Consider the following 25,519-nt stretch of genomic DNA (forward strand, 5'->3'; position numbering starts at 1 on the left):
ATGCGCGAAAGGCCCCGCTTTGCACCGCTTCCGCCGCGGTTTCTTCTTTCAGGACCTGATCGACCATCACCCGCCCGGCAAGGCCGCGGCGGGCTCTCGTCGTGTTGCGATCCGAGCGCGGCTCAGGCGATCCCGAGCTTGTCCTTGAGCAGCGCGTTGACCGCTGCCGGGTTCGCCTTGCCGCCGGTCGCCTTCATGGTCTGGCCGACGAACCAGCCGAGCAGGGTCGGCTTCTCCTTGGCCTGGGCGACCTTGTCGGGGTTGGCCGCGATGATCTGGTCGATGGCAGCCTCGATGGCACCGGTATCGGTGACCTGCTTCATGCCGCGGCTCTCGACCAGGGCGCGCGGGTCGCCGCCCTCGGTCCAGACGATCTCGAACAGGTCCTTGGCGATCTTGCCGGAGATCACGCCCTCGCCGATCAGGTCGACGATCGCCCCGAGCTGGTCGGCCGAGACTGGCGTCGATTCGATCGAGAGGCCCTCCTTGTTCAGGCGGCCGAACAGCTCGTTGATCACCCAGTTGGCCGCGGCCTTGCCGTCCCGGCCCTTGGCCACCGCCTCGTAGTAATCGGCCGAGGCCCGCTCCGCCACGAGGACGCCGGCATCGTAGGGCGAGAGACCATAATCCTTGACGAACCGGGCCTTCTTGGCGTCCGGCAGCTCCGGCAGGCCGGCCGCCAGGGCGTCGACATAGGCCTGGTCGAATTCGAGCGGCAGCAGGTCGGGATCGGGGAAGTAGCGGTAATCGTGCGCCTCTTCCTTCGAGCGCATCGAGCGGGTCTCGCCCTTGCCCGGGTCGAACAGGCGCGTCTCCTGGTCGATCGAGCCGCCATCTTCCAGGATCGCGATCTGGCGGCGCGCCTCGGTCTCGATCGCCTGGCCGATGAAGCGGATCGAGTTGACGTTCTTGATCTCGCAGCGGGTGCCCAGCGGCTCGCCGGGGCGGCGCACGGAGACGTTCACGTCGGCCCGCAGCGAGCCCTTCTCCATGTCGCCGTCGCAGGTGCCGAGATAGCGCAGGATCGTGCGCAGCTTGGTGACGTAGGCCTTGGCTTCCTCCGACGAGCGCAGGTCCGGCCGGGAGACGATCTCCATCAGCGCCACGCCCGAGCGGTTGAGGTCGACGAAGCTCTTGGTCGGATCCTGGTCATGCAGCGACTTGCCGGCATCCTGCTCCAGGTGCAGGCGCTCGATGCCGACCGTGATCGACGTGCCGTCGAGCATGTCGACCAGCACCTCGCCCTCGCCGACGATCGGGTCCTTGTACTGCGAGATCTGGTAGCCCTGCGGCAGGTCCGGGTAGAAATAATTCTTCCGGTCGAACACCGAGCGCCGGTTGATCCGGGCCTTGAGGCCGAGCCCGGTCCGCACCGCCTGGGCGATGCATTCCTGGTTGATCACCGGCAGCATGCCGGGCATCGCGGCGTCGACCAGCGAGACGTGGTCGTTCGGCTCGGCCCCGAACTCGGTCGAGGCGCCGGAGAACAGCTTGGCCCGGCTGGAAACCTGGGCATGGACCTCCATGCCGACGACGACCTCCCAGTCGTGCAGGCCGCCCTTGATGAGCTTCTTGGGGTCGACAGGTGCGTTCATGGTCGTCCGGGCCGGGATATGATGCGGTCTCCGCACGATCCGATCCACAACCTCATCCTGAGGTGCTGCGCAGCAGCCTCGAAGGAGGGATCCAGGGATCGCGCGGAGCCGGGAGGGCTCCTTCGAGGCCCGCTTACGCGGTTACCTCAGGATGAGGTCGCAGGTGGGATCGCGTCGGATGCCGCTCTCCTACTCTTGAAAAACACTTACGGGCCGCGCGCGACAAGAATCAAGCGCGGCGTCCGGCCGCCCGGCGCGCGCCATAGCCGAGGATCGCCCAGAGCAGGGCGGCGACCGCCCGCACCGGGAAGAAGGTCGGCCCGTCATGGGTGATCGGGGCCGGCCAGGGGATCCCGGCCGCGCTCACCGCCCAGGAGAACAGCACCGAGAAGCCGAGCGCCGCGATCGCCGCGATGAACACCTTGCCGAACTGGCTGGCGGTCCAGCCGAGATAGACCGCCACCACGATCAGCGCCGGATCGAACGCGGCCCAGATCCAGACCGTCCAGGGATAGAACGGGACGGTCATGCCCACCAGGGCTCCGGCAGCTTGGTCCGCCCGGCCGAATCCTCGATCACCTGGGCGACGGCGAACAGGGTCTCCTCGTCGAAGGGCCGGCCGATCAGCTGGAGGCCGAGCGGCAAGCCCTGGCCGTCGATGCCGGCCGGCACCGCGATGCCGGGAAGCCCGGCCATGTTCACCGTCACGGTGAACACGTCGTTGAGGTACATCTCGACCGGGTCGGCCGAGGCCTTCTCGCCGATGCCGAAGGCGGCAGACGGCGTCGCCGGGGTCAGGATCGCGTCGACGCCCGCCGCGTAGGCCTGCTCGAAGTCGCGCTTGATCAGGGTGCGGATCTTCTGGGCGCGCACATAATAGGCGTCGTAATAGCCGGCCGAGAGCACGTAGGTGCCGATCATGATCCGGCGCTTGACCTCGCGGCCGAAGCCGGCGGCGCGGGTGTTCTCGTACATCCCGGCGATGTCCTTGCCGGGCACGCGCAGGCCGTAGCGGACGCCGTCGTAGCGGGCGAGGTTGGAGGAAGCCTCGGCCGGAGCCACGATGTAATAGGCCGGCAGCGCCGAGGAGGTGTGCGGCAGCGAGATTTCCCTGATCGTCGCGCCGGCCTCCTTCAGCCAGGCGGCGCCGTCATCCCAGAGCTTCTGGATCTCGGCCGGCATGCCGTCGACTCGGTATTCCTTGGGGATGCCGATGGTCAGGCCTTTCACGCCGCGGCTAACCGCGGCCTCGAAATCCGGCACCGGGAGGTCGACGCAGGTGGTGTCGCGCGCATCCGGACCGGCCATCGAGCCGAGCAGGATCGCGCAGTCGCGCACCGTGCGGGCGATCGGGCCGGCCTGGTCGAGGGAGGAGGCGAAGGCCACCGTGCCCCAGCGCGAGCAGCGACCGTAGGTCGGCTTGATCCCCACCGTGCCGGTGAAGGCGGCGGGCTGGCGGATCGAGCCGCCGGTGTCGGTGGCGGTGGCGCCCAGGCACAGCCGCGCCGCGACCGCCGCCGCCGAGCCGCCGGACGAGCCGCCCGGCACCAGCTGCGCGTCGGAGCCCCTACGCCGCCAGGGCGAGACCACGTTGCCGTAGGCGCTGGTCTCGTTGGACGAGCCCATGGCGAACTCATCGAGGTTCAGCTTGCCGAGCATCACCGCGCCGTCCCGCCAGAGGTTGGCCGAGACGGCAGATTCGTAAGGGGGCACGAAGGTTTCGAGGATCTTGGAGCCGGCGGTGGTGGTGACGCCCTCGGTGCAGAACAGATCCTTGATCCCGAGGGGGATTCCCTCCAGCGGGCGGGCTTCGCCGCTGGCGAGCTTCCGGTCCGCCTCATCTGCCATCTTGAGCGCGAGATCGGGCGTCTCGCGGACGAAAGCGTTCAGCGCACGGGCCTTGGCCATCGCGTCGAGATGCGCCTGGGTCAGCTCGCGGGCCGAGATCCGCTTCGCCTTGAGGGCGTCGCGCGCCTCGGCCAGGGTGAGTTCGTTCGGATCCACGCTGTTCACGTCCTCGCGCGCGCCGCCGCGCGCATGCCGCCAGAATTCATGCTTCGCCGAAGGCCAGAAGCAGCCTACTCGACGACCTTCGGAACCAGGAAGTAATTGTCTTCGGTCTCGGGCGCGTTGGCGACCATCTCGGCGGCGCGGCCGCCCTCGGTGACCACGTCCTCTCGCTTCTTCATCGCCATCGGGGTGACCGAGGTCATCGGCTCGACGCCGGACACGTCCACAGCGCCCAGCTGCTCGACGAAGGCCAGGATGGCGTTCAGCTCGCCCTGCAGCGGACCGACCTCGTCGTCGGTGACCGCGATCCGCGCCAGGTGCGCGATGCGCCGAACCGTCTTCTCGTCGACCGACATGCCGTCCCGTTCGTCCCTGCCCGGGAGGCATCCCCGGCGCCGGGCCGGGCTATAGCACTGCGCTTCGACGCGCCGCAACGCGGGCCGGGGTCGGCTCGGCGGCGTTGTGGGCAGAGATCCGGTCGGGCCGGAGGGGTTCAGGTCACCACGTGGTTCGGCGTCACCGACATCTCGATCAGGATCCCGGTGCGCCGCACCGGCTGGAAGACCGACAGCGAAACGCCGAGGACCAGGACCTCGAAGGCCAGGACCAGCATCCAGCACTGCTTGCGGGTCATGATCTGTCCGCGGCGGGATTGGGCGGACGCGGTGGGCTGGCCGATCGTCGACATGGCGATACCCGGGACGTGGATTAACGAAGTATTAACCGACTTAATCGCGAACCGCTCCGGGCGCATCTGGGTCGATCTGCGGATAGGGTTAAGGCTGTGGACGGTGGAGTGGATTCGATGTGGGAGCAGGTATTCACGAGCCTGTCGGCGGGCTTTCCGGGGCAACCGGCTGATCTCGACCGCGCCGCGGCGGAGCTGGGCTTCCCCCTGCCCGCCTCCTACCGCAGCTTCTGCGAGACCTGCGGCATCGGCCTGGCCGGCGAGCAGTTCCGGATCGCCGTGCCAGCGCCGTTCGAGGCCAGCGATCTCGCCACGCAGGCCGGTGTGATCGCCGTCAGCGTCGGCAATGCCGTGGCGATGCTGGAAGCGAACGGCGAGCCGCACCGCTTCGATGTCGAGGACGGCGACCCGGCCGTGATCGAGCGCGCCTGCTTCTTTGGCGCGGGCGAGGATGGCAGCTTCCTGTTCTGGGACGTCGCCGGAAGCGGCGAGGAGTACGAGATCTGGCTGCTCGCCCCCGACCTGGAGACGGTGCGCTTCGGCGGCGAGAGCTTGGTCGACTTCTTCACCCGGGTGACGGGACCCTCCGCCGCCCTGGTCCTGGGACCCGGTGCGACGCCCCTCCCCGCCTGGTTCGAGGGGATCTCGGAAGCCACCCTGGCGCGAGGCGCCGGGCCGGCGTAGGCGAAGGTATGAACTTCGACGAGATCCGTACCTTCGCGGCCGGATCGCGCGGCGGCGCGCGCCTGATCGGGGTCGATCTCGGCACCAAGACGATCGGGCTCGCCCTGTCGGATCTGGGCCGGCAGATCGCCAGCCCCCTCGAGACGATCCGGCGGGTGAAGTTCACCCCGGACGCGCAGCGCCTCGCCGCGCTCTGCCGGCAGCACGCGGTCGGCGGGCTGGTGATCGGCCTTCCGCTCAACATGGACGGCAGCGAGGGCCCCCGGGTGCAGTCGACCCGCGCGTTCGTGCGCAACCTCAAGCCGATCATCGACATCCCGCACGTTTTCTTCGACGAGCGCCTGTCCACCGCGGTGGTGACCCGGGCGCTGATCGAGGCGGATGCCTCCCGGGCGCGGCGCGGCCAGCTCGTCGACAAGCTGGCTGCCGCCTACATCCTGCAGGGCTGCCTCGACGTGATGCGCAACCTGGCCGATTCCGACGCGGATTCCGTCAGCGACTGAGGAGCGAGACCGCGCCGCTGCCGTGCCGCTCGATCCGGCCGTCGAGTTCCAGTTCCAGCAGCACGGTCTGCACCACCCGGGCGCCGACCCCGGCGCTCCGCGCGAGCTCGTCGGTGCCGACCGGGCTCGGCCCGAGCAGGGCGATGATTCTTTGGCGATCGTCCGTTGGCTCGTCCGGTTCGACCGGCGGCGCTTCGAAGCCGAAATCCGGGTCTGCGCCGCCGTCGAGCAGGCTCGCACGTCCCTCCAGGTCGATCTCGTCCCAGAAATCCGGCTGCTCGGCGAGATCCGACCGCTGCCGGGCGGGGGCGGCGTCAGGATCGGGGCCGCGCTCGATGATCGGGCCGATCGCGTCGAGGACATGGCTCACCTCGGCCACCAGAATCGCCCCCTGGCGGATCAGGTCGTTGGTGCCTTCTGCCCGCGGGTCCAGGGGCGAGCCCGGGACGGCGAAGACCTCGCGGTTCTGTTCCAGGGCGTAGCGCGCCGTGATCAGCGAGCCGGAGCGGCGCGCCGCCTCGACCACCACCGTGCCGTAGGACAGGCCGGAGATGATGCGGTTCCGCCGCGGGAAGTCGCGCCCCCGCGCCTCCCAGCCCATGGGCATCTCGGCCAGCACCGCCCCGCCCTCCCCCAGGATCGCGTCGACCAGGGCGGCGTGGGCCGCCGGGTAGATCCGGTCCTGGCCTCCGGCCATCACCGCGACGGTGCCGGTGTGGAGGCTGGCCTTATGGGCTCGCGCGTCGATCCCCCGGGCGAGGCCCGAGACCACGGCCAGCCCCGCCTCGCCGAGGCCCCGGGCCAGTCGCTCCGTGAAGGCGAGGCCCGCGGTCGAGGCGTTGCGTGAGCCGACCAGGGCGATGGCCGGGCGGTTCAGGATATTTGGATCGCCCCGCAGGGCGATGAGCGGCGGGGCCGCGTCGGTGCGCTGGAGCAGGTGCGGGTAATCCGCCTCGCCGGTGGCGAGCAGGCGCCCCCCGAGGCGCGCCAGGGCGGCGACCTCGTCCTCGGCCTGTGCACAACTCGGCGGCTCGATGCGCCGGCCCTGGCGCCTCGTCAGGTCCGGGAGAGCTTCGAGAGCGGCGGCCGCTCCGCCGAATCGGTTGATCAGGGTGCGGAAGCTGCGCGGGCCGACGCCCTCGGTCCGGATCAGCCGCAGCCAGTCGAGGCGCTGGGCATCGGTGAGCTGCATGACGCCCCCCAGCGTCGCGCCATCGGGCGCGCAGCTAACCCTTCTGGCCGATGCGCCCCTCGGTGCCGGCCGCGAGTCGCCGGATGTTGGGGGCGTGCTTCCACCATAGCAGCAGGCCGAGCAGCAGGAACAGCAAAGCTTGCGCCGGCGCGCCGAGCGCCCACAGCACCAGCGGCGTCGCGGCCGAGGCCGCCAAAGCGGAGAGCGAGGAATATTTCAGCGCGAAGGCGAGGCCGAGCCAGATCGCCGCGAAGGCCGCCAGTGCCGGTGGGCTGAACGCCAGCAGCACGCCGATGAACGTCGCCACCCCCTTGCCGCCCTTGAAGCCGAGCCAGACCGGAAAGAGATGCCCGAGGAAGGCGCCGAGCCCGGCGGCGAGCGCCGGGCCCTCGCCGAGCTGCCGGGCGATCAGCACCGCCGCCGTCCCCTTCAGGGCGTCGCCCAGCAAGGTCGCGGCGGCGAGGCCCTTCCGGCCGGTGCGCAGCACGTTGGTCGCGCCGATATTGCCCGAGCCGATCGCCCGGACGTCGCCGAGCCCGGCGAAGCGCGTCAGGATGAGCCCGAACGGGATCGAGCCCAGGACGTAGCCGAGGGCGAGACCGCCGAGGGCGGCCGGCGTCGCGAGATCCGGGAGCATCAGGCTGCCGCCGCCAGATCGTCGAGCGCGTGCACGATCCGGCCGCCGACCAGCGTCAGCACCGCTGCACCCTGGAGACGCGCCTCGTCGAAGGGCGAGTTCTTGGAGCGGGATTTCAGCCGGCGCTTGTCGAGCACGTAGGGCAGATCGGGATCGATCAGCACGAGGTCGGCCGGCGCACCGACCGCCAGGCGCCCGGCCTCGCGCCCGAGGATCCGGGCCGGGTTCACGGTCAGCGCCGCGATCAGCTTGTTGAGGGCGAGGTCGCCGGTATGGACCAGGCGCAGGGACGCGCCGAGCAGGGTCTCGATCCCGAGGGCGCCGTCGGCCGCCTCGGCGAAGGGCAGTCGCTTGGTCTCGACATCCTGCGGGTTGTGGTCGGAGACGACCACGTCGATCACGCCCTCGTCGAGCGCCCGGACCATAGCGTGCCGGTCGGCCTCGTCGCGCAGCGGCGGCGAGAGCCGGCAGAAGGTGCGGTAATGGCCGATGTCGTTCTCGTTCAGCACGAGGTTGTTGACCGAGACGCCGCAGGTCACCGGCAAGCCGTCGTGCTTGGCCCGGCGCACGATCTCCGCCGAATCGGCACAGGAAATCATCGCCGCGTGGTAGCGGGCGCCGGTCAGCCGCACGAGGCGGATGTCGCGCTCCAGCATCACGGTCTCGGCCTCGCGGGGGATGCCCATCAGCCCGAGGCGCGAGGCGAGCTCGCCCTCGTTCATCACGCCCTCGGCGACGAGGTCGGCCTCCTCGACATGCTGCATCAGCAGCGCGTCGAAATCCCGCGCATAGGTCAGGGCGCGGCGCATCACCTGGGCATTCGCCACGGCGTGCAGCCCGTCGGTGAACGCCACCGCGCCGGCCTCCTGGAGCAGGCCGAACTCGGTCATCTCCCTGCCGGCCAGACCCTTGGTGATCGCGGCGGCGGGCAGCACATGGACGCTGGCGGTGTCGCGGGCGCGGCGGAGCACGAAGTCCACGATCGCCGGGCCGTCGATCACCGGGTTGGTGTCGGGCATGCAGACCAGGGTGGTGACGCCGCCCGCCGCCGCCGCGGCGCTGGCCGAAGCCAGGGTCTCGCGGTGCTCGGCCCCCGGCTCGCCCACGAAGGCGCGCATGTCGATCAGCCCCGGGGTGAGGACCCGGCCGCGGCAATCGATTCTTTCTGCACCGTCCGGGGTGCTGGGTTGCGCAGCCCACTCGACCGCCGCGATGCGACCGTCGCGCACCATGAGCGCACCGGGCGCCTCGCGCATCGTCGCCGGGTCGAGGAGCATCGCGTTCGCGAAATGGTAGCTGCTCACAGGGGCGCTCTCGCTGAGGATGCTGGGCCGTCGAGGCGCATGGCGAGGCCGGAAGCGGCCATATGGGCCTTCGCCTCCGCGATGGTCGCCTGACCGAAATGGAAGATCGAGGCAGCGAGCACCGCGCTCGCGCCGCCCTGGGCCACGCCAGCCACAAGGTCGTCGAGGCCGCCGACGCCGCCCGAGGCGATCACCGGCACGGTCACGGCGTCGCTGATCGCCCGGGTGAGCGCCAGGTCGTAGCCGGAGCGGGTGCCGTCCTTGTCCATGGAGGTGACCAGCAGCTCACCCGCGCCCTTCTCGGCCACCAGCCGGGCGAAGGCGACCGCATCGATCCCGGTCGGGTCGCGGCCGCCATGGGTGAAGATCTCCCACCGGGCGGGCTCGCCGGGACAGGAGACCCGCTTGGCGTCGATCGCGACCACGATGCATTGCGCGCCGAATTTCTCCGCCGCCCGGGCCACGAGATCCGGATCCTTCACGGCCGCGGTGTTGATCGCGACCTTGTCGGCGCCGGCCAGCAGCAGGGCACGCACGTCCTCGACGGCGCGGACGCCGCCGCCGACGGTGAGCGGCATGAAGCAGGCTTCTGCGGTCCGGCTGACGATGTCGAGCAGCGTGCCCCGGGCCTCGCGGCTCGCGGTGATGTCGAGGAAGCAGAGCTCGTCGGCCCCGGCCGCGTCGTAGACCTTGGCGGCCTCTACCGGATCGCCGGCGTCGCGCAGCCCCTCGAAGCGGACGCCCTTCACGACGCGGCCGTCCTTGACGTCGAGGCAGGGGATGATGCGGGTTTTGAGCACGAGCCCTCGGCGGTCCGATCAGAATTCGAGATCGATCGCGAACGGCCGATCCATGATGTCCTGATACGTGTAGGGGCAGGCTTCTGGGAAGTGCCTCAAGGCCAGACCTGTCGTGTCCGCGGCTTCAAGGCGGGCGCAGCGATAGGCCCGCCCGACAGCATCGCACAGCCGGTTCTTGAGACTTGGGCTGTCATGAAGTTCGTCAGAGACGTGGTTCCGGTGCATCGCGATATCGATCGCATCGCGTCGGCTATGTGGACTGGAGCGGTGGTCGACCGTGAGCATGGTCGCGAGGACCTCCCGCAGGGCGCTCACCAAGCCGGCGAATTGGGTCCGGCCTAAGCTCTCCATCTCCTCGGCGAGATTCTCGCGGTCGATGCCAGTGACAGCGCCCGCGCGCAGGCGGGCGCCCTGCTCCTGTGTCCAGGCGTAGAAGTCGTCTTGGTAGGCCGTTCCGGCGGGTGCGCGGTAGGCCATGACAGCCTCCCCGAGTCGATGCGCTTCGATCCGTAAAAGCCTATCACGCCGCCGGGCCGCGCGCCTGCGCGATCGCGGCCAGCGCCGCCTGCGGGTCGATGCGGCCGTCGTAGAGCGCCCGGCCGGTGATGGCGCCGGCGATCAACGCGCAATCCCGCTGGAGCAGGCGGTGCACGTCGTCGATGGAGGCGAGGCCGCCGGAGGCGATCACCGGGATCCGCACGGCCTCGGCCAGCGCCAGGGTCATCTCGACGTTGAGGCCCTTCAGGATCCCGTCGCGGGCGATGTCGGTGTAGATGATCGCGGCGACGCCGGCATCCTCGAACCGGCGGCCGAGTTCCTCCGCGGTCATGCTGGAGGTCTGCGCCCAACCCTCGACGGCGACGCGCCCGTCCTTGGCGTCGATGCCGACCGCGATCTTGCCGGGATGCAGGCGCGCCGCCTCCCGAACGAAGCCGGGGTCGCGCACCGCCGCGGTGCCGATGATCACCCGAGCGACGCCCTTCGCGAGCCAGCCCTCCAGCGTCTTCATCTCGCGGATGCCGCCGCCGAGCTGCACCGGGATCGTCACGCGGGCCAGAATCGCGTCCACCGCATCGGCGTTGCGCGGCGCGCCCGCGAAGGCGCCGTCGAGATCGACCACATGGAGCCAGGTAAAGCCCTGGTCCTCGAAGGTCGCGGCCTGCGCGGCCGGATCGTCGCCGAAGATCTTGGCCTGCGCCATGTCCCCCTGCACGAGGCGGACGCAGCGTCCCTCCTTCAGGTCGATCGCCGGGTACAGGATCACGGGTGCTGTCTTCCTTCTCGCCTGAACCGAAGCGCGGTCAGGGGCGCCAGGCCAAAAAGTTCGCGATGAGCGCCAAGCCGAGGCGCTGGCTCTTCTCGGGGTGGAATTGCGTGCCGGCGATGTTGCCGCGGGCGACCATCGCGGTGACGGGACCACCGTAGTCCGCCTGCGCCAACACGTCGTCTGGATGCTCGGCAGCGAGCGCGAAGCTGTGGACGAAATAGGCGTGCAGGCCGTCCGCGCCGGTGGGAATGCCGGCGAGCAAGGCGTGGTCGCGGGCCATCCGCAGGGTATTCCAGCCCATATGCGGGATCTTCAGGGTCGGATCGGACGGCCGGATCGGCGCGACATCCCCGGGGATCCAGCCGAGGCCCGGCGTGGTCTCGTATTCGAGCCCGCGGCTCGCGAGCAGCTGCATGCCGACGCAGATGCCCAGGAACGGGCGGCCGGCAGCCTGCGCCACCTCGGTCATCGCCTCGACCATGCCGGAGACGGCATCGAGCCCGCGCCGGCAATCCGCATAGGCGCCGACGCCCGGCAGCACGACCCGGTCGGCGGCGGCCACCACCTCAGGATCGGAGGTCAGGCAGATGCGCGCGTCGCGGCCGCTCTCGCGGGCGGCGCGCTCGAACGCCTTGGCGGCCGAATGGAGGTTGCCCGATCCGTAATCGATGATCGCGACCGTCTCGGTGCTCATGCGCGTCTCGATGGAAAAAGCGTCACCGGGCGATTTCCTGGGCGGGAAACAGGCCGATCACCGGCTCCGCGCGACGGGCCGGCCCGGCCGGGAACGGCGCGCGCGGCGCCGCCGCGGTGGCGTCGAGCCACCGGCCGATGGCGCGGGCCTCGGCCTCTTCTGGGGTCGCGGCGATGACGGCGTCCCGGGTTGGCCATCCCCGGCGCGCCAAGGTCCAGCGACGCAGGCTGGAGGCTTCGAGGCCGATCAGCCAGGAGGCCAGCAGGGTGACGATCGCGGCGATCCCCGGCGGCAGACCGAGCAGATGGCCGACGCCTGCTAGGGCGAGAAGGCCTGCCAGCACGATCAGCGCGGCGATCCAGAGGCGGTGGTACAGGAACCACAGCACGCTGAACGCGAAGGCTGACCAAGTGAAGCCGTCCGGCACGAGCACGGCCCGGTCGAGGCCGATCGACTCGCCCGGCCGCGCATCCTTGGGCAGGTGGAGCGTGTAGCTGCGCATCCGCATCGCGGGACCCTCGGCTCCGGCATCGTCCTGAACATCCGTTCCGGGACGATGCAAACTCGACAACGAAACGATGGTCTTACAGGGAGCCCTTCGTGGAGGGAACGCGGCCCTCCTCGCGCGGATCGATCGCCACCGCCTTCCGCAAGGCGCGGGCCAGCCCCTTGAAGCAGCTCTCGGCGATGTGGTGGGCGTTGTCGCCGTAGAGCGTCTCGACATGCAGGGTCAGCCCGGCATTCATCGCGAAGGCCTGGAACCACTCGCGCACCAGCTCGGTGTCGAACTGCCCGATCTTCTCCACCCGGAAGGTGGTGCGGAACACCAGGAACGGCCGGCCCGAGATGTCGACGCAGACCCGGGTCAACGCTTCGTCCATCGGGAGGTGGATGTCGGCGTAGCGCGTCACCCCGCGCTTGTCGCCGAGCGCCTTGGCGAAGGCCTGACCCAGGGCGATGCCGCAATCCTCGGCGGAATGGTGCTGGTCGATATGCAGGTCGCCATCGACCTTGACCTCCAGGTCGAACAGGCCGTGCCGGGCGAACAGGTCCAGCATGTGGTCGAGGAAGCCGATGCCGGTGGCGATCTTCGACTGCCCGGTCCCGTCGAGGCCGACACTGACCGCGATGTCGGTCTCGGCGGTCTTCCGGCTGATGGAGGCGCTGCGCATTCTTTTCGGACTTTGTGTCGGGGCGGCTGGGGCCGCGAGCGCCTTCTAGAGCCTGTTCTTCCGCGATCGCAAGGATCGTCGTCTGGACAGGCGCAAAACATGGGTTCCCAAAGGGCGTCAGCCCTTTGGCGGGGTGCGGGGCGGTGCCCCGCGATGCGCAGGGTGGTGCTTTACGGGTGCAGCACCCGCCCGGCCACCGCGTCGAGCTTGGCGAGCAGCGCCGGATCGCGGGCGGACGGCGCGGTCATGATCGCGCCGTCGAGCGCCCGGTGCGAGCCCGCCGGGCAGGGCTCGCGCTCGGCCGGGAAATCGCGGGCGAGCCGCGCCACCAGCCGTGCGGCCGTGTCGGCATTGGTCCGGGCCACCGCGATCACCGCGGCAACGTCCACGGCGTCGTGGCCGGGGTGCCAGCAATCGTAGTCGGTCACCATCGCGATGGTCGCGTAGGTGATCTCCGCCTCGCGGGCGAGCTTGGCCTCGGGCATGTTGGTCATGCCGATCACGTCGAAGCCTTGCGCCTTGTAGGCCCGGGATTCGGCCAGCGAGGAGAATTGCGGCCCGTCCATGCAGACATAGGTGCCGCCGCGATGGACCGCGACGCCCTCGGCCTGGGCGGCCTGGGCGATCCGCGCCTGCAATCCCGGGCCGACCGGATGCGCGAGGGAGACGTGGGCGACGCAGCCATCGCCGAAGAACGAGGAAGCCCGCCCATGGGTGCGGTCGACGAACTGGTCGACCAGGACGAACAGGCCCGGCGGCAGCTCCTCGCGGAACGATCCGCAGGCGGAGAGCGCCACGAGGTCGGTGACGCCGGCCCGCTTCAGCGCGTCGATATTGGCGCGGTAGTTGATGCCGGAGGGTGACAGCCGATGCCCGCGCCCGTGCCGGGCCAGGAACACCACCTTGGTCTCGCCGATCCGGCCGATGCGCAGGGCGTCCGAGGGCTCGCCCCAGGGCGAGGCGACGCGCTTCTCACGGACGTCCTCGAGCCCCGGCAGGTCGTAGACGCCGGACCCGCCCATCACCCCGAGCACCGCTGCCGTCATTCTGCTGTCCCAATGTCTCTGCGACGCTGTCGGAGCGCCGCATATCCCATCCCAGCACCTCATCCTGAGGTGCCGGAGCAAAGCGGAGGCCTCGAAGGAGCCTCCAGGACCCATGACGATCCCTGGAGCCCTCCTTCGAAGCCCGCAGGTGCGGGCACCTCAGGATGAGGGGGGCAGGTGGGACCGGTGTCGCCGAGAGGTCGACGTCTGAGTTCGCCGAGCGGTAGCACGCGGCCACAGCGCAAAAAAGATGGGCCCCCCGAAGGAGGCCCATGGTCGAGATCGATGCAATGCCGGCTCAGAACGTCTTGTGCAGCTCCGGCTGGAGGCCATGGACCTCGCCGCCGACATCGGCCCAGACCTTCTTCTTCACGTAGTAGAGCAGGCCGGACAGGATGATCAGGAACAGGATCACCCGGAAGCCCAGGGCCTTGCGGTCCATCATGTGCGGCTCAGCCGCCCACATCAGGAAGGCCGCGACGTCCTTGCCGTACTGGTCAACCGTCTCGGGGACAACCGGCTGGCCGTCCGCACCCTTGGCGTAGGTGACCTGCCCGTCCGTGATCGGCGGCGGCATCGCGATGATGTGGCCCGGGTAGTACTTGTTGTAGTGGCCGCCGTCGGGCACCGAAAAGTCCTTCGGCGGGTCCTCGTAACCGTTGATCAGGGCGTGGATGTAATCCGGTCCCTGCTCGGAGTAGCCGATCAGCGGCAGCCAGTCGGTCAGGAAGTACAGCGAACCGCGGGAGAAGGTCCGCGCCTTGGCGATCACCGAGAAGTCCGGGGGCGCCTTGCCGCCATTGGCCGCCGCCGCGGCCTGGTCGTTCGGGAAGGGCGGCGGGAACGTGTCGGCCGGCCGTCCGGGCCGGTCGAACATGTCGCCGGAATCGTTCGGGCCGTCCTTCACCTGATAGGTCGCGGCCAGGGCTTTCACCTGCGCGGCGGAGAAATCCGGGCCGCCTTCCTGCGCGAGATTGCGGAAGGCGACCAGCTTCATCGAGTGGCAGGCTGAGCAGACTTCCTTGTAGACCTGGAAGCCGCGCTGGAGCTGCGCGGTGTCGAACCGGCCGAACGTGCCGGCAAAACTCCAGCCGACGCGGCCCGGGATCGGGCCGCCATGCCCTTCCTGGGCGGAGGCCGGTGCAGCCCCGGTCAGCAGGGCCGCGACCGCGAAGGCGGCGGTGGTCGAGAGGACGCGACGCATCATCATGGTCCTGCCGTCAGCCCTTGGTGGTCGGAGCGGCGGCGGCACCCGCCGGCATGCCGGATCCGCTCACCTGCTTGCCAGGTCCGGTGACGCTCTCCAGGATCGAGGCCGGCAGCGCCTTCGGCGTCTCGAACAGGCCGCAAAGCGGCATGACGAGCAGGAAGTGGGCGAAGTAATAGGCGGTGCAGATCTGCGACGCGATCACGTAGCCCCCCTCCGGCGGCTGGGATCCGAGCCAGCCCAGAAGGAAGGTCGCGCCGATGAACACCCAGAAGAACTGCCGGTAGATCGGCCGGTAGTTGCAGGAGCGCACCCGGGACCAATCCAGCCACGGGGCGAAGGCAAGGATGAGCACCGCCGAGAACATCAGGATCACGCCGCCGAGCTTGCTCGGGACCGCCCGCAGGATCGCGTAGAACGGCAGGAAGTACCATTCCGGCACGATATGCGCGGGGGTCACCGCCGGGTTGGCCGCGATGTAGTTGTCAGCGTGGCCCAGATAGTTCGGCTGGTAGAACAGGAACCACGAGAACAGGATCATGAACACGCAGGTGGCGAACACGTCCTTGACGGTGGCGTAGGGCGTGAACGGCACCGCATCCTTGCCCGACTTGATCGGGATTCCGGCCGGGTTGTTCTGGCCGGTGACGTGCAGCGCCCAGACGTGGAGCACGACGACGCCGGCGATCATCCAGGGCAGCAGGTAATGCAGCGAGAAGAAGCGGTTCACGGTCGGGTTGCCCACCGAGTATCCGCCCCAGAGCAGCGTCTGGATGGTGTCGCCGACCACCGGGATCGCCGCCAGGATGTTGGTGATGACCGTGGCGCCCCAGAAGCTCATCTGGCCCCAGGGCAGCGTGTAGCCGAGAAACGCGGTGGCCATCATCAGCAGGTAGATGATGACGCCCAGGATGTAGAGCACCTCGCGCGGGGCCTTGTAGGACCCGTAATACAGCGCGCGGAACATGTGGACGTAGACCGCGACGAAGAACATCGACGCGCCGTTGGCGTGCGCGTAGCGCAGTAGCCAGCCGTAATTCACGTCGCGCATGATCTTTTCGACGGAATTGAACGCGCCCGTCGCTGACGGCTCGTAATGCATCGCCAGCCAGACGCCGGTGACGATCTGGATCCCCAGGAAGGCGGCGAGGATCGCCCCGAAAGTCCAGAAATAGTTGAGGTTCCGGGGGACCGGGTAGGCGATGAACGACGAGTGCACGAGCCCGGCAATCGGCAGCCGGGCCTCGAACCACTTCGCGACGCGGCTCTTCGGGACGTAGGTGCTGGCAGTTCCGCTCATGTCCGCGTCCCTCTCACGCCGCTTCCTTGCCGCCCTCGCCGATCCGGATCTTGGTGTCCGTCTCGAAGGCGTAGGGCGGGATCGGCAGGTTGATCGGCGCCGGCCCGTGGCGGACGCGCCCGACCGCGTCGAACTGGGAGCCGTGGCACGGGCAGGCCCAGCCCTCGAAGTTGCCCTGGTGGCCGATCGGCACGCAGCCGAGATGCGTGCAGTTGCCGTAGACGATCAGCCACTGGTCGTGGCCGTTCTTGACCCGGGTCGGGAAGGCCGCCGGATCGATCATCGCCGAGAGCGGGACCGCCTGCATGTCGGTCACCTCCTTGGCCGTGAGCTTGCGCACGAAGATCAGCTTGCCGCGCCAGAACACGTTGACGATCTGGCCGTCCTGGATCGGCGTCAGGTCGACGTCGATCGGCGCGCCAGCCGCGATCGTTTCGGCATCGGGCGCCATGGACGAGATGAACGGCCAGGCCACGGAGGCCGCGCCGACCGCGAGGGCGGCGCCGGTCGCGAGGAACAGGAAGTCGCGGCGGCTCCCGTCTTGAGAGCTGCCATCCCGGGGGCCGGGGGCGGTGGCGGAGGTGGTCGCCAAGATTCGGAACTCCATGCGTCGGCGTGAGGGCCGCAGGTGCCCTGCCCTGATCTCCTGGCCGGGCCGTGATCAAAGCATTATCGTTCTAATCTGAGCAATGAGACCGTCTGCCACCCCCAAGTCAAGCTGCGCCGGCTGGCTAGGCGGCACGCTTAGGTCACGATCGTTGTCATATGTTGCAGGGCACCGCCCGGGCTGCGCCGCTACGCCACGGCGCTGTCGAGATGAGCCGCGCCATCGTCCAGGAAGCCGCCCGACTGCCGGGCCCAGAGGCCGGCATAGACGCCGCCCCGGGCGACGAGTTCGGCATGGGTGCCCTCCTCGACGATTCGGCCGCGGTCGATCACCACCAAGCGGTCGAGTGCCGCGATGGTCGACAACCGGTGGGCGATCGCCACCACGGTCTTGCCGGCCATCAGCGTGTCGAGCGAATCTTGGATCGCTGCCTCGACCTGGCTGTCGAGGGCCGAGGTCGCCTCGTCGAGGATCAGGATCGGGGCGTCCTTAAGCATCACCCGGGCGATGGCGATGCGCTGGCGCTGCCCGCCCGAGAGCTTCACGCCACGCTCGCCGACCTGGGCGTCGTAGCCCCGGCGGCCCTTGTGGTCGACGAGATCGGCGATGAACCCGTCCGCATGGGCGAGCCGGGCAGCGTGCTCGATCTGCTCCTGCGTGGCGCCCGGCCGGCCGTAGCCGATATTCTCGCGGATCGAGCGGTGAAGCAGCGAGGTATCCTGGCTGACCATGGCGATGGCCTCGCGCAGCGACTGCTGCGTCACCGTGGCGATGTCCTGGCCGTCCACCAGGATTCGGCCGCTCTCGACCTCATAGAGGCGCAGCAGCAGGCTCGCCAGGGTGGACTTGCCCGCCCCGCTGACGCCCACCAGTCCGACCTTCTCGCCGGGGCGGATCGTCAGGGTGAAATCCTCGATGACGGTGGCGTCGCCGCGGCCGTAATGGAAGCCAACACTCTCGAAGCGGATCTCGCCGCCGGCCACGATTAGTTCGCGCGCGTCCGGCGCGTCGACCAGCGCGTGCGGGCGCGCCATGGTCTGCATGCTCTCCTGGATGACGCCGACATTCTCGAACACGCCGCGCACCGTCTGCATCACCCAGCCGGACATCGCCAGCAAGCGCAGGATCAGGGCGAGGCCGGCCGACGCCTCGCCCGTGGTCATGCCCCCGCTCCGCCATAGGATCAGGCAGGCCGCGCCGGTGGCGATCAGCAGCGCGCTGTTGAGCAGCCCGAGCAGGCTGGTCGTCAGGGTCACCAGCCGGAACTGGTACAGGTAGGCGTCGGTGTGCACCTCGACCGCGTCACGCACCGTCGCCCGCTCCTCGCGGTCGCGGGCGAACAGCTTGACGGTCAGGATGTTGGTGTAGCTGTCGACGATCCGGCCGATCAGCACCGAGCGGGTGTCGGCGGTCTTGTGCGAGCGGGCGCGAGCCCGGGGCACGAACCAGGTGGTCAGGGCGGCGTAGGCGCCGATCCAGGCCAGCACCGGCAGGGCAAGCCAGGGCGAGATCGAGCCGAACAGGCCGACAGCCGTCACCGCGTAGATCGCCACGTAGAGCAGCGTGTCGATGAACACGACGGCGAGTTCACGCACCGCCGGGCCGACCTGCACCACGCGGTTGGCCAGGCGGCCGGAAAAGTCGCCCTGGAAATACGAGAGCGCGTGCCCGAGGGTATAGAGATGCGCCCGCCAGCGGATCTGGCTGGTCGATTGCGGCACGATCAGCTGGTTGGACAGCAGCTCGTGCAGCCAGATCGTGATCGGCCGCACCACCCCGACCAGCAGCAACACCAACCCCAGCCCGACCGCGTGATCAGACAGCACGGTAGCCCGGTCCGCCGTGGCCAGAAGGTCGATGAACCAGCGCATCACCAGGTAGAGCGACGCCTCCACCGTCCCGGCGATCACCGCGATGACGAACAGGGCCACCAGCGCGTTGCGGATCGGGCGGAGGTAGAACCAGGCGAAACCCAGAACCGTCCGCGGCGGGGTGCGCGTCTCGTCGAAGGGTGCGAACGGATCGACCCGACGCTCAAGCCAATTCAGGACCATGTCTTCGGGGCACACCGCTACGGGAAGCCCTGATGTAAGTGCCGGGCGTCACCCGCCAAGCGCGCGCGGTCGTCGCGGCGCCGACTTTTCAGAGAAGATTCCTTATTCAGGATCTTCCTCTCGTCGCGAACCCGGCGACCCGGCCGGATTCGCGCAGGCTGGCTCGACGCGGTCAGCGCACCAGGGCCAGGGTGGCGCCCGACTTGGTGAGCGCGCCGTCCAGCGCGCCGCCGCCCTGGCGCAGACGCGCCGCCACGGTGCCGCCGGGCTGGTAGAGATAAACCTCGCCGTCGCGGAAATCCCAGGCCGACACCCTGGCGAGGTCCTTGTTCGGGCAGCCGGAGGCCGAGGCCTTGTAGAGGTCGAGGGCCGGCGCGCTCGACAGGGTAACCTTGCAGCTCGCGCCGGTGGCGTCCTTGGCGTCCCAGCTTCCGACGACCGAGGCGCGGCCGCTCGTGACCACCGGCGGCGGCGGCGCGGGCGGCGTCACCGGCTCGGCGATGATCGTGGGGGCCGCGGGCGATGCGTTGGCCTGGGCGCCGGGGAGCGGCGGCGCGTCGGGGCTCGCCGTGGCGCCGGGCGGGGGCGCGAGCGGCGCCGCCGTCACGGTACCCGAGGGCACGGCCTGCACCGCGTCGAGGGACGCCTGCGCAGGAGCCCGGGTCCTCGGGCTTTCCAGGCGGGTGGAAGCGCAGGCGCCGAGCGTGGCGCTCAGGCAGAGGGCAGCGAAGGTCGGCAGGCTCGGGCGCAGCATCGGACCACTTCGGATCAGGCATGGGAAGGCGCGCGATGGCGCCTCGCCCCTGACTCGGTGCCAAATGCGCTGTCCGCAAGGCGACCGCGCCGGCCGCGGAAGAGTCCGCGGCGGACGGCCGGCCTTTTCGCCCCGGTGTGGCTGGGGCGCCTCAGGTCTGGACGTCAGACAACCCGCTCGACCATCATCTTCTTGATCTCGGCGATGGCTTTCGCCGGGTTCAGGTTCTTCGGGCAGGTGTTGGCGCAGTTCATGATGGTGTGGCACCGGTAGAGCCGGAACGGGTCGTGCAGGGAATCGAGCCGGTCGCCGGTGTTCTCGTCCCGCGAATCGATCAGCCAGCGATAGGCCTGGAGCAGGGCCGCCGGGCCGAGGAACTTGTCGCCGTTCCACCAGTAGCTCGGGCACGACGTGCTGCAGCACGCGCACAGGATGCACTCGTACAGCCCGTCGAGCTTCGACCGGTCCTCGGGGGTCTGGCGCCACTCCTTCTCGGGGGCCGGCGTCTCGGTCTGGAGCCAGGGCTCGATCGCGGCGTGCTGGGCGTAGAAGTTGGTCAGGTCCGGGACCAGATCCTTCAGCACCGGCATGTGCGGCAGCGGGTAGATCCGGACCGCGCCGTCCTTGTCCTTGCGGGTCAGCACCGGCAGGGCGTTGTCCGGGCTTTTGCACTCGTCGATGCCCATCGTGCAGGCGAGCGCGTTCTGGCCCTCGATGTTCATGGCGCAGGAGCCGCAGATGCCCTCGCGGCAGGAGCGGCGGAACACCAGGGTCGAATCGACCTTGTTCTTGATCCACAGCAGCGCGTCGAGCACCATCGGGCCGCAATCGTCCCGATCGACTTGGTAGGTGTCGATCCGCGGATTGGCCCCGTCATCCGGGTTCCAGCGGTAGATCTTGAAGGTCTGCAGGTTCTTCGCGCCGGGCGGCGGCGCCCAGGTGCGACCCGGGGTGATCTGGGAGTTTTTGGGAAGGTTGAACTGGGCCATTGCGGCGAGCCTTAATCTTGAGAGGCTGTGATCAGCGAGCGAAAGCGGAGGCGGCCGGGTTCGACCGTGACGAGCGCGCCGGACGCGAGACCGTCGCCCATGCGATTGATCGCCTGCTCGACGAGGGGGCCGACATGGGCGGACAGGGTGATGTCCGTCCGGAGCTGCACGACGCTCGGCTTCATGGCGCCCGTGCTCACCAGCAAGGTTCCGAAGTCGAGATCATTGGTGAGGATTGTGCGGTCTTCCGATCGCGCCCAGTCCACGATGTCCTCGTCCGGGGAATCTTCCGGCCCGACGCTCGCCCAATGAACGGCGTCGTGTCCGAGCTTTCCGAGGTAGTCCACCCAATCGGTCGAGAGATTCATGTCGATCACGAACCTCATGCCGCCGGCTCGAGCTCGACGTCGCGCGCTTGCGCGAGCCAGGCGCCGTACCGCATGGCTTCCAGCACATCCTCGCGTTCGAGATAGGGATAGCCCTGCAGCAATTCCTCGATGCTGACGCCAGCGCCGAGGTTGCCGAGGATCATGCCCACCGTCACACGCATCCCCCGGATGCAGGGCTTGCCGCCCATCACCGCGGGATTGACCGTGATACGCGGGAGACCCTTGAAGGTCCGGGTCATCGGGTCATCCTCCAGATGACCGGCAGGCCAGGACCTGCCGGCTTAGCTCTATCAGTACACCCGCGCCTTCGGCTCGATGTACTGGATCTCGTTCGACATGGTGTAGGTGTGCACCGGCCTGTAATCGATGTTGACCTGGTGCCGGCCCTCGTCGAGCCAGGAGAGGGTGTGCTTCATCCACTCCTTGTCGTTGCGGTCGGGGAAGTCTTCACGGGCATGGGCGCCGCGAGATTCCTTGCGGTTGGCAGCCGATTCCATCGTCACAACCGCCTGGCCGATCAGGTTGTCGAACTCCAGGGTCTCAAGCAGGTCGGTGTTCCAGATCAGCGACCGATCGGTGATCTTCACGTCGGCGGCGGCGTTCCAGACCTTGTGGATCAGGCCCTTGCCCTCCTCCAGCACCTCGCCGGTGCGGAACACGGCGCAGTTGTTCTGCATCGTCTTCTGCATCTCGGCGCGCAGCTCGGCGGTGGGCGTCGAGCCGTTGGCGTTGCGGAATCGGTCGAGGCGCTCGAGCGCCTTGTCAGTGGCGCCCTTAGGCAATTCCTGCGCCCGGCCGTTCGGCTCGACGATCTCGGCGCAGCGCTTGCCGGCGGCGCGGCCGAACACCACGAGGTCGATCAGCGAGTTGGAGCCGAGACGGTTGGCGCCATGGACCGAGACGCAGGCCGCCTCGCCGATCGCCATGAGGCCCGGCACCACCGTGTCGGGATTGCCGTCCCGCAGGGTCAGCACCTCGCCGTGATAGTTCGTCGGGATGCCGCCCATGTTGTAGTGCACGGTCGGGATGACCGGGATCGGCTCTTTCGTGACATCCACACCGGCGAAGATCTTCGCCGATTCCGAGATGCCGGGCAGGCGCTCGTGCAGGATCTTCGGGTCGAGGTGGTCGAGGTGCAGGTAGATGTGGTCCTTGTTCTTGCCGACGCCGCGGCCGTCGCGGATCTCCATGGTCATGGAGCGCGAGACCACGTCGCGCGAGGCGAGGTCCTTGGCCGAGGGGGCGTAGCGCTCCATGAAGCGCTCGCCCTCGGAATTGGTCAGGTAGCCGCCCTCGCCGCGCGACCCTTCGGTGATCAGGCAGCCGGCGCCGTAGATGCCGGTGGGGTGGAACTGCACGAACTCCATGTCCTGGAGCGGCAGGCCGGCGCGCAGCACCATGGCGTTGCCGTCGCCCGTGCAGGTATGGGCCGAGGTCGCCGAGAAATAGGCGCGGCCGTAGCCGCCGGTGGCCAGGATGGTCTGCTGGGCGCGGAAGCGGTGGATCTCGCCGGTGGCCTGGTCGAGGGCGATCACGCCCCGGCAGCGGCCGTCCTCGTCCATGATCAGGTCGAGGGCGAAATACTCGATGAAGAAGTCGGTCTGGTTCTTCACCGCCTGCCCGTAGAGGGTGTGCAGCATGGCGTGGCCGGTGCGGTCGGCCGCCGCGCAGGTGCGCTGGGCGGTGCCCTTGCCGTAATCGGTGGTCATGCCGCCGAACGGCCGCTGGTAGATCTTGCCCTCTTCCGTCCTGGAGAAGGGCACGCCCCAGTGCTCCAGCTCGTAGACGGCGGCCGGCGCGTTGCGCACGAGGTACTCGATCGCGTCCTGGTCGCCGAGCCAGTCCGACCCCTTCACGGTGTCGTACATGTGCCAGCGCCAATCGTCCGGCCCCATGTTGCCGAGCGAGGCCGAGATGCCGCCCTGCGCCGCCACGGTGTGCGAGCGGGTCGGGAACACCTTGGTGATGCAGGCGGTGCGCAGCCCGGCCTCGGAGCAGCCGACGGTGGCGCGCAGGCCCGCGCCGCCGGCCCCGACGATCACGACGTCGAAGGCGTGGTCGTGAATGGTGTAGGCAGGCCCGCTGCCGTTGGTGCCGTTGGCGGCCATGATCGGCTCCTCGAAATGCGTGATGGCGGGATTCAGGCCGGCTGTCCGAAGCCGATGCGCAGGACCGCGTAGAGGCAGGCCACGGCCACCAGGACCGCGTAAATGTTGTTGGCGAACACCGCGGCGATCTTCGTGCCCTGGCCGTGCACGTAATCCTCGATGACCACCTGCATGCCGATTCGCATGTGGATCGTCACCGACAGGAGCGCCAGGATCAGGATGATGGAGACCACGGGCTTGGCGATCAGGTGCGTCGCTTCGACGTAGCCCCTGCCGGCCATGCTGGCGACGATCACCACGAAGGCCAGCATCAGGACGGTGTTCGCCGCCGCGGTCACCCGCTGCTGCCACCAATGGCCGGCGCCGTGATGGGCGACGCCCAGGCCGCGGACCCGGGCGCGCGGCGTGCGGATGGAGACGCGGGTGTCCTGGCGGATCTGTTCTTGAGCCATGCCGGCCTCCTTAAAGCGCTCGCTGCCGAAGTGGACGTCGGTTCGGCGTCTGCGAGCGCGTTGAAACAAGGACTTGGAGCCGTTCCCGATCGCGTTGCGGTCGGGAACGGCTCTATCGGACCAGAAGGGCGACCGACCAGATGACGACGGTGAGCGCGACGGACCCGATCAGGGTCATGCGCGCCATGCTCAGGCGCTTCTCCCGGTCGAAGCCGACGCCGGTATCCCATACCAGGTGGCGCAGGCCGCCGAGCATGTGGTGCATCAGCACCCAGGTGTAGGCGAACAAGATCAGCCGGCCGATCAGCGAGCCGAAGAACCACGCGACGTAGGAATAGGCGACCGGTCCCGAAGCAAGCGCCACGAGCCAGATCGCGACCAGGGCAGTGCCTCCGTAAAGCGCGATGCCGGTAAGACGGTGAAACACCGACATCGCCATCGTCCAGGTCAGGCGATAGATCTGCAGATGCGGTGAAAGCGGCTGTGCCACTGTCGGGCGGGCGGTGGGTGCCATTGGGTTGAAGCCTCGCAGCTGCGAACTGGACCGTCTCTAATCTGGTGGTAGCGCTAGTGCCTGCGGGCGCAAGCCGCAATGTGTCATGCTGCGCCGCACAGCGGGGGGCATGTTGATAGCGCGGCGGATCTGTCACTTGAGTTGGCCCAGCAGGCGCCACCAAGCGTAATCCAGCGGTGCCGCGACAGCGAGCGAGGCCACGCCGAAGGCCAGGGTGAGTCGCGTGGCATCGCGCAGCCGCACACCGCCGAGTTCGGTGGCGAACACGATCGGCGGTGCCTGATAGGGGAAGAACAGGGTCGAATAGCCAATCACCTGGATTGAGACGACGGCCAGGGCCGAGAGGCCGCTGGCATTCACCATCTCGCCCGCGAGCGCCGTGTAGAGCGCCGGCGCGCCGTTGGCGGTGACCAGCAGCGTCAGGAGCGCGCTGATCCCGGTGAGCACCGCGAAATTCTGGCCCGGCGCGTCGGGGGCGAGCGGTGCGACCGCGAGCAGCCAATGGCCCAGTTTCGCCCCGAGCCCGGTCTCGTTGACCAGGGCGACCAGCCCGAGCAGGGCCGCGATATAGAAGCAGGTCCGCAGGTTCACCTGCTGGAACGCCTCGGGCGGCAGCACGCCGACGCGCGGCAACAGGCAGATCACCGCGGCGGCGAGCCCGACCCAGGCCGGCGCGAGGCCGTGCAGGCTGTCGGTCATCCACAGGGCCAGGGTGCAGGCGAGGATCACCGCCAGGCGCCGCTCGGCCGCCGAGACCGGCGCCAGGCTCGGCAGCGCCTGCGCGTCGGGGCTCAGCCGGTCGGGGAACAGGCGCACGATCAGCGCCACCAGCATCACGCCCTTGACCAGGGCCAGGACCGGTGCGTGCAGGACGAAATAGGACAGGTACGACAGGTGCAGGCCGAGCACCTGCTCGGCCGAGCCGGCCATGACGAGGTTCGGGACGTTGGCGGGCAGGATCGCCGCCGACAGGATCGGGGTCGCCACGCCCACCGCCAGGACCGCGCCGGTCCGCCCCGGACGGCCTGGTGCCAGCCCGAAGCCGTCGCAGAGCGCGAGCGTCACCGGGATCATCAGGGCGATCCGCCCAAGGTTCGACGGCATCACGAAGGCGATGAGGAAGCTCAAGGCCACGAGGCCGGCGATGAACTGGGCGTAGGAGCCGGACAGGCGTGCCGCCAGCGCCCGGGCCATCCGGGCGCCGAGGCCGGTCCGGGTCATCGCCTGGCCGACCACCATGCCGGACAGGACCAGCCAAAAGGCCGCGGCCGAGAAGCCGGAGAACACCGTGGCGGCGCTGCCGAGACGCAGCAGCATTGCCAGCCCGAAGAAGGCGAGCGCCGTGACGATCTCCGGCAGCGGGGCCGTGGCCCACAGGCCCATGCACAGGACCAGCAGGGCGGCTGTGGCCGGAACAACCGCCTCCCCGCTCATCCGACCCTCCCACGCTTCGTCACGCGGCGGGCATGGGCCGGTTTGGAACCGTTCGCAATTCGGGAGTCTGCGACTCAGCCTTCGCGAGAAACGAAGGCTGACGGATTTTAGGCCTGGAG

29 protein-coding genes are annotated in these 25,519 nt (G+C 69.1%); 2 read left to right on the forward strand and 27 right to left on the reverse strand.

Going from position 1 to position 25,519, the window contains the following annotated elements; translation table 11 throughout:
• Positions 1 to 122 precede the first annotated feature (122 nt).
• The 5 genes from gatB to MKL11_RS20275 all read right to left on the reverse strand — a co-directional run bounded on the left by gatB (position 123) and on the right by MKL11_RS20275 (position 4,239).
• Positions 123 to 1,595 (reverse strand): Asp-tRNA(Asn)/Glu-tRNA(Gln) amidotransferase subunit GatB, encoded by a 1,473-nt coding sequence (gene gatB / locus MKL11_RS20255; protein WP_243946798.1) that lies wholly within the window; start codon positions 1,593 to 1,595, stop codon positions 123 to 125.
• Between the two features lie 229 nt (positions 1,596 to 1,824).
• On the reverse strand, positions 1,825 to 2,124 hold the full coding sequence (locus MKL11_RS20260) for a hypothetical protein (RefSeq protein ID WP_243946799.1): 300 nt from the start codon (positions 2,122 to 2,124) through the stop codon (positions 1,825 to 1,827).
• A complete protein-coding gene (gatA, locus tag MKL11_RS20265) occupies positions 2,121 to 3,599 on the reverse strand; it encodes an Asp-tRNA(Asn)/Glu-tRNA(Gln) amidotransferase subunit GatA (RefSeq protein ID WP_243946800.1) in 1,479 nt (492 codons plus the stop codon). The genes MKL11_RS20260 and gatA overlap by 4 nt, the downstream gene beginning before the upstream one ends.
• Before the next feature lie 74 nt (positions 3,600 to 3,673).
• Complete coding sequence (gene gatC / locus MKL11_RS20270) at positions 3,674 to 3,961, reverse strand: Asp-tRNA(Asn)/Glu-tRNA(Gln) amidotransferase subunit GatC (RefSeq protein ID WP_243946801.1); 288 nt, start codon at positions 3,959 to 3,961, stop codon at positions 3,674 to 3,676.
• Positions 3,962 to 4,098: 137 nt separating this feature from the next.
• On the reverse strand, positions 4,099 to 4,239 hold the full coding sequence (locus MKL11_RS20275) for a hypothetical protein (protein WP_243946802.1): 141 nt from the start codon (positions 4,237 to 4,239) through the stop codon (positions 4,099 to 4,101).
• Between the two features lie 171 nt (positions 4,240 to 4,410).
• Between MKL11_RS20275 and MKL11_RS20280 the strand changes: the two genes are divergently transcribed.
• Positions 4,411 to 4,977, forward strand: a complete 567-nt coding sequence (locus tag MKL11_RS20280) for an SMI1/KNR4 family protein (protein ID WP_243946803.1) — start codon at positions 4,411 to 4,413, stop codon at positions 4,975 to 4,977.
• An 8-nt stretch (positions 4,978 to 4,985) separates the two neighbouring features.
• Entirely contained in the window at positions 4,986 to 5,480 is a 495-nt protein-coding gene (gene ruvX / locus MKL11_RS20285) for a Holliday junction resolvase RuvX (RefSeq protein WP_243946805.1), read from the forward strand.
• On the opposite strand, the gene dprA is transcribed toward ruvX, so the two are convergent.
• From dprA to MKL11_RS20395, 22 genes are all read right to left on the reverse strand, one after another.
• Entirely contained in the window at positions 5,470 to 6,672 is a 1,203-nt protein-coding gene (gene dprA, locus MKL11_RS20290; protein WP_243946806.1) for a DNA-processing protein DprA, read from the reverse strand. The genes ruvX and dprA overlap by 11 nt on opposite strands.
• 34 nt (positions 6,673 to 6,706) lie before the next feature.
• Entirely contained in the window at positions 6,707 to 7,309 is a 603-nt protein-coding gene (gene plsY / locus MKL11_RS20295) for a glycerol-3-phosphate 1-O-acyltransferase PlsY (protein ID WP_243946808.1), read from the reverse strand.
• Positions 7,309 to 8,613 carry a dihydroorotase gene (locus MKL11_RS20300; protein ID WP_243946810.1) on the reverse strand — a complete coding sequence of 435 codons (1,305 nt, stop codon included), beginning with the start codon at positions 8,611 to 8,613 and terminating at the stop codon, positions 7,309 to 7,311. Before MKL11_RS20300 ends, plsY begins: the two co-directional genes overlap by 1 nt.
• Positions 8,610 to 9,413 (reverse strand): imidazole glycerol phosphate synthase subunit HisF, encoded by an 804-nt coding sequence (hisF, locus tag MKL11_RS20305; RefSeq protein WP_243946812.1) that lies wholly within the window; start codon positions 9,411 to 9,413, stop codon positions 8,610 to 8,612. Before hisF ends, MKL11_RS20300 begins: the two co-directional genes overlap by 4 nt.
• An 18-nt stretch (positions 9,414 to 9,431) precedes the next feature.
• Positions 9,432 to 9,890: a DUF29 domain-containing protein gene (locus MKL11_RS20310; protein ID WP_243946814.1), complete on the reverse strand. Its 459-nt coding sequence runs from the start codon at positions 9,888 to 9,890 to the stop codon at positions 9,432 to 9,434.
• A 43-nt stretch (positions 9,891 to 9,933) separates the two neighbouring features.
• Positions 9,934 to 10,677 carry a 1-(5-phosphoribosyl)-5-[(5-phosphoribosylamino)methylideneamino]imidazole-4-carboxamide isomerase gene (hisA, locus tag MKL11_RS20315; RefSeq protein WP_243946816.1) on the reverse strand — a complete coding sequence of 248 codons (744 nt, stop codon included), beginning with the start codon at positions 10,675 to 10,677 and terminating at the stop codon, positions 9,934 to 9,936.
• Positions 10,678 to 10,714: 37 nt separating this feature from the next.
• A complete protein-coding gene (gene hisH / locus MKL11_RS20320) occupies positions 10,715 to 11,374 on the reverse strand; it encodes an imidazole glycerol phosphate synthase subunit HisH (RefSeq protein WP_243946818.1) in 660 nt (219 codons plus the stop codon).
• Positions 11,375 to 11,396: 22 nt separating this feature from the next.
• On the reverse strand, positions 11,397 to 11,882 hold the full coding sequence (locus MKL11_RS20325; RefSeq protein WP_243946819.1) for a DUF2628 domain-containing protein: 486 nt from the start codon (positions 11,880 to 11,882) through the stop codon (positions 11,397 to 11,399).
• A 76-nt stretch (positions 11,883 to 11,958) separates the two neighbouring features.
• The gene (gene hisB / locus MKL11_RS20330; RefSeq protein ID WP_007564319.1) at positions 11,959 to 12,546 is read right to left on the reverse strand and encodes an imidazoleglycerol-phosphate dehydratase HisB; all 588 of its coding nucleotides are present in this window, start codon (positions 12,544 to 12,546) and stop codon (positions 11,959 to 11,961) included.
• A 170-nt stretch (positions 12,547 to 12,716) separates the two neighbouring features.
• Complete coding sequence (locus MKL11_RS20335; RefSeq protein ID WP_243946821.1) at positions 12,717 to 13,592, reverse strand: S-methyl-5'-thioadenosine phosphorylase; 876 nt, start codon at positions 13,590 to 13,592, stop codon at positions 12,717 to 12,719.
• A 298-nt stretch (positions 13,593 to 13,890) separates the two neighbouring features.
• Positions 13,891 to 14,799, reverse strand: coding sequence for a cytochrome c1 (locus MKL11_RS20340; RefSeq protein ID WP_243946914.1), 909 nt, complete (start codon positions 14,797 to 14,799; stop codon positions 13,891 to 13,893).
• 13 nt (positions 14,800 to 14,812) lie between these two features.
• Positions 14,813 to 16,099, reverse strand: coding sequence for a cytochrome b (locus tag MKL11_RS20345; protein ID WP_243946823.1), 1,287 nt, complete (start codon positions 16,097 to 16,099; stop codon positions 14,813 to 14,815).
• 13 nt (positions 16,100 to 16,112) lie between these two features.
• Positions 16,113 to 16,691, reverse strand: a complete 579-nt coding sequence (gene petA / locus MKL11_RS20350) for a ubiquinol-cytochrome c reductase iron-sulfur subunit (RefSeq protein WP_243946824.1) — start codon at positions 16,689 to 16,691, stop codon at positions 16,113 to 16,115.
• A gap of 203 nt (positions 16,692 to 16,894) precedes the next feature.
• Positions 16,895 to 18,760, reverse strand: coding sequence for an ABC transporter ATP-binding protein (locus MKL11_RS20355; RefSeq protein ID WP_243946825.1), 1,866 nt, complete (start codon positions 18,758 to 18,760; stop codon positions 16,895 to 16,897).
• A 172-nt stretch (positions 18,761 to 18,932) separates the two neighbouring features.
• Positions 18,933 to 19,514 carry an AprI/Inh family metalloprotease inhibitor gene (locus tag MKL11_RS20360; protein WP_243946826.1) on the reverse strand — a complete coding sequence of 194 codons (582 nt, stop codon included), beginning with the start codon at positions 19,512 to 19,514 and terminating at the stop codon, positions 18,933 to 18,935.
• A gap of 164 nt (positions 19,515 to 19,678) precedes the next feature.
• Complete coding sequence (locus MKL11_RS20365; RefSeq protein ID WP_243946827.1) at positions 19,679 to 20,503, reverse strand: succinate dehydrogenase iron-sulfur subunit; 825 nt, start codon at positions 20,501 to 20,503, stop codon at positions 19,679 to 19,681.
• 11 nt (positions 20,504 to 20,514) lie between these two features.
• Complete coding sequence (locus MKL11_RS20370; RefSeq protein ID WP_243946828.1) at positions 20,515 to 20,889, reverse strand: DUF5615 family PIN-like protein; 375 nt, start codon at positions 20,887 to 20,889, stop codon at positions 20,515 to 20,517.
• Positions 20,886 to 21,131, reverse strand: coding sequence for a DUF433 domain-containing protein (locus MKL11_RS20375; protein WP_243946829.1), 246 nt, complete (start codon positions 21,129 to 21,131; stop codon positions 20,886 to 20,888). Before MKL11_RS20375 ends, MKL11_RS20370 begins: the two co-directional genes overlap by 4 nt.
• A gap of 51 nt (positions 21,132 to 21,182) precedes the next feature.
• Positions 21,183 to 23,000: a succinate dehydrogenase flavoprotein subunit gene (sdhA, locus tag MKL11_RS20380; protein WP_243946830.1), complete on the reverse strand. Its 1,818-nt coding sequence runs from the start codon at positions 22,998 to 23,000 to the stop codon at positions 21,183 to 21,185.
• A 32-nt stretch (positions 23,001 to 23,032) separates the two neighbouring features.
• Positions 23,033 to 23,452, reverse strand: coding sequence for a succinate dehydrogenase, hydrophobic membrane anchor protein (gene sdhD, locus MKL11_RS20385; protein ID WP_243946832.1), 420 nt, complete (start codon positions 23,450 to 23,452; stop codon positions 23,033 to 23,035).
• Between the two features lie 112 nt (positions 23,453 to 23,564).
• Positions 23,565 to 23,966, reverse strand: a complete 402-nt coding sequence (gene sdhC / locus MKL11_RS20390; RefSeq protein WP_243946834.1) for a succinate dehydrogenase, cytochrome b556 subunit — start codon at positions 23,964 to 23,966, stop codon at positions 23,565 to 23,567.
• A gap of 132 nt (positions 23,967 to 24,098) precedes the next feature.
• The gene (locus MKL11_RS20395) at positions 24,099 to 25,400 is read right to left on the reverse strand and encodes an SLC13 family permease (protein ID WP_243946835.1); all 1,302 of its coding nucleotides are present in this window, start codon (positions 25,398 to 25,400) and stop codon (positions 24,099 to 24,101) included.
• Between the last annotated feature and the right edge of the window lie 119 nt (positions 25,401 to 25,519).

This window comes from Methylobacterium sp. J-077, assembly GCF_022829365.1.
Lineage (GTDB): Bacteria > Pseudomonadota > Alphaproteobacteria > Rhizobiales > Beijerinckiaceae > Methylobacterium.